Origin of the sequence: Streptococcus mitis, from assembly GCF_001579035.1 — a bacterium.
Taxonomy (GTDB): Bacteria; Bacillota; Bacilli; order Lactobacillales; family Streptococcaceae; genus Streptococcus; species Streptococcus mitis_J.
Window position 1 is genome coordinate 372,010 of record NZ_KQ970285.1, and the last position, 3,290, is coordinate 375,299.

2 protein-coding genes and 2 pseudogenes are annotated in these 3,290 nt (G+C 36.6%); all 4 read left to right on the plus strand.

Annotated features, from left to right (window positions below; genetic code table 11):
- Positions 1–244: LytTR family DNA-binding domain-containing protein (locus SMIDD26_RS01850; protein WP_134990102.1), on the plus strand; the 244-nt coding region annotated here is incomplete at its 5' end.
- Positions 245–257: 13 nt separating this feature from the next.
- Positions 258–1,606, plus strand: a pseudogene (locus tag SMIDD26_RS01855) (sensor histidine kinase).
- A 785-nt stretch (positions 1,607–2,391) separates the two neighbouring features.
- Positions 2,392–2,796 (plus strand): hypothetical protein, encoded by a 405-nt coding sequence (locus SMIDD26_RS01865; RefSeq protein WP_061438731.1) that lies wholly within the window; start codon positions 2,392–2,394, stop codon positions 2,794–2,796.
- Between the two features lie 82 nt (positions 2,797–2,878).
- Positions 2,879–3,262, plus strand: a pseudogene (locus tag SMIDD26_RS01870) (immunity protein).
- Positions 3,263–3,290 lie beyond the last annotated feature (28 nt).

Here is a 3,290-nt window from a genome sequence, read left to right on the forward strand (position 1 = left end):
CAGAGCCCATCGTGTTATTCTCTATACCAAGACGGACAGGCTAGAATTTACAGCGAGTTTAGAGGAGGTTTTCAAGCAGGAGCCTCGTCTCTTGCAGTGCCACCGCTCTTTTCTCATCAATCCTGCCAATGTAGTTCGTTTGGATAAGAAAGAAAAACTTCTTTACTTTCCCAATGGTGGAAGCTGTATGATAGCGCGTTATAAGGTCAGGGAAGTGTCTGAAGCTATCAATAACTTGCATTGAGCTAGGAGAGTTTATGAATATTGCTTGGATATTATTGTATACACTTGTTACTCATGGACTAGAAATTATCATGTTCTTTAAGGTAGATGGAATTAGTTTCACTATAGATAAAATTTTTAAGGGCTTTCTTCTAAAATTTCTTCTAGCAGCAATTGTTACAACTTTTAATTATTTAGTCTTGACTGACTATCTGTCATACTTTATAGAACCCTTGTTCGGCCTCAGCTTGTCTTTCTTATTGTTAAGAGGACTTTCTAAAAGATTCCTTTTCTTTTATGGTCTCTTTCCAATTGTATTGATGGATATCTTTTACAGAAGTGTCTCCTATTTTGTGTTTCCGTTTTTTGGGAAAGGGATTGTAGATAAAGGTAGCAATCCTATCTTTTTATTGATGACGATATTCGTTTGCTTCATAGTTTTAGCCTTTTTGAAATGGTTGAACTATGATTTTACTAGTTTGAGAAAGGAGATTCTCGATAAAGGTTTTCAAAAGTCCCTGACTACGATTAACTGGATAATGGGAGCTTACTTTCTAGTCATGGAAAATCTGTCTTACTTTGAATATGCATACGATATCCAATCAAAGACTGTTCGCCATCTGATTCTAGTGTTTTACTTGCTCTTTTTATGGGGATTATCAAGAAACTGGATACCTATTTGAAGGACAAACTCCATGAGAGATTGGATCAAGAGCAGGCCTTGCGCTACAGAGAAATGGAACGCTATAGTCGGCATATAGAGGAACTTTACAAGGAAGTCCGGAGCTTTCGCCATGACTACACCAATCTTTTGACCAGCTTACGTCTGGGCATTGAGGAAGAGGATATGGAGCAGATAAAAGAGGTCTACGACTCGGTTTTAAAGGATTCCAGTGAGAAATTACAGGTCAATAAATATGACCTTGGTCGATTGGTGAATATTCGGGACCGTGCCCTCAAAAGTCTCCTAGCAGGGAAATTTCTAAAAGCTAGAAAAAAGAACATTGTCTTTAATGTCGAAGTTCCAGAGGAGATTCAAGTCGAGGGGATGAGCCTACTTGATTTTCTAACCATTGTGTCTGTCCTTTGTGATAATGCCATTGAAGCCAGTGTGGAAGCAAGTCAACCTCATGTTTCAATTGCCTTTTTAAAGAATGGAGCACAGGAGACCTTTATCATTGAAAACTCCATCAAAGAAGAAGACATAGATATTTCTGAAATCTTCTCCTTTGGAGCAAGTTCTAAAGGGGAGGAGAGAGGAGTTGGTCTCTATACCGTTATGAAGATTGTGGAAAGTCATCCTAATACCAGTCTCAATACCACCTGCCAAAATCAAGTCTTTCGTCAGGTTTTAACAATTCACTCGATGTCAGTTGATGATTAGAAGATTTGTGGAAAGAAGTACTGCCTGTAGTCATCAATTAAAATGCCATAGTATATGAGGTGCCCTATATGAATAAGAAATCCTTTTTTATCATCTGTTCTACGTTGATTATAGCATCGAATCTTCTCATGATTTCCGTGGTGAACAAGGGAGAAGAAACAGGGGGCAACCTGTTTGTGATTGCGATAACCTGTGTTATGTTGCCATCATTTTTATATGCGGTTGAGAACCGAATGGCTTCTTTAATTCGGACAGGGTCAGTAGCTTTACTCTTATTGACAGTATTGTCTTTAGTCCGTCTTGTCAACAGAATAGGGAGTACGCCTGAAATCCTCAACATTATCATTATCCTTCTAGCTTTGGCAAGTGGGACAGCCTGTATCCTGGTTGCGATCATGAGAATATATGAGAACAGACGAAAGTAAGGGTGAATAGTTTTCGATTTTAGGTCTTTACGATGTTAAATTCCCCTAGGGCAAGTATGTTTTTCATGCTTGCTTTTTAAATTTTTTACAATTCAAGATGTTTTGATGACCATTCGTGATTTGAGTGATCCAAGGTCAAAATAAGTGCTATACTAATAGTGTAAAGGTTCTAGCTCAATAAACATTTAGGAGGAAATCTTATGAAGAAAAAATACTTGTCATTTTCATCTTGTATCTAATCATGTCCATCTTTCTATATCCGCTTAGGGAGAGTGCTTGGTATCAGCTATTTTATACCATAGCCTATGTGATTGCAGTTATGATCTATTTTGCTATTATTAAAAAGAAAGGAGCAAAGAAATGAAAACTTTTCTTGCTAAAAAACGGAACATCTTTCTTGCGAGACTGTTCCTAGGTCAGTTGCCCTTGCTTATCTCTACTTATCTATTTCTATCTCGTCAGTTTTTAAATTTTTCCTTAGTTTTCCAATTTCTTTTAGTGGTTATTAACTTGGCTTCTATTTTAGTCACTGTTTATCTCACTAGGGAAATGAGGATAAGAGAGTTTGAAGATGATGATTTGGTTAGTCCTAGAACCAATCAACTCATGTTCATCGGCTTGACAGGCTTTATGTCTATTATCTGTTTGTATAGAGGTATCACAGCAGGAGAATCTTACCAACAACTAATTGCTTATATTGGCTCTATTCTCTGCTTGCTTATCATGCTTCTGCTCATGTGGGGCTTGAAGTATTATAAAAAGTAGTTTGTCTTCCTCTTCTGACAGAATCTTTTATTAGAAGGCTCTATTAAAAAGTTCGTGAAATAAATGAATGGAGGTATTTAATATGAAATACAGATTATTTCTTGTTATTTTCTTGAGTAGTATTTTGAATCTTCTTTTAGGGACATTTTTACAAATTTCTAATGTATCGATTGGGTGGATTGTTCTCTACAGTGGATTATTTGAAGCAGGCGTTTTCCTTCTTGCTAATAAAGGGGTGGCGGTAAAAATCAAGGAAGTAGACATTCGAAACCGCTTTAAATTTATTTTTGGAAAAACCTTATGGTTTTAAATTCTTTTGCTCATCTTTTTGATGGTCAAACTTTATCTTGGTTTGGATGCGAGGTTGATTTTATTCTATGGACATATTTTTATTGTCTTTAATGCCTTAATGTATCTATTATCTAGTAGTCAGGTTAGCCTTAAAAAGAACAAGCTGTCTTCTTAATCTTGCAGTAGTAGAGCCTGACAGGAGG

Bases quoted from the DNA above. Each gene is read 5' to 3' on its own strand.
- SMIDD26_RS01865 (WP_061438731.1), top strand. From the start codon at position 2,392: ATGAAAACTTTTCTTGCTAAAAAACGGAACATCTTTCTTGCGAGACTG.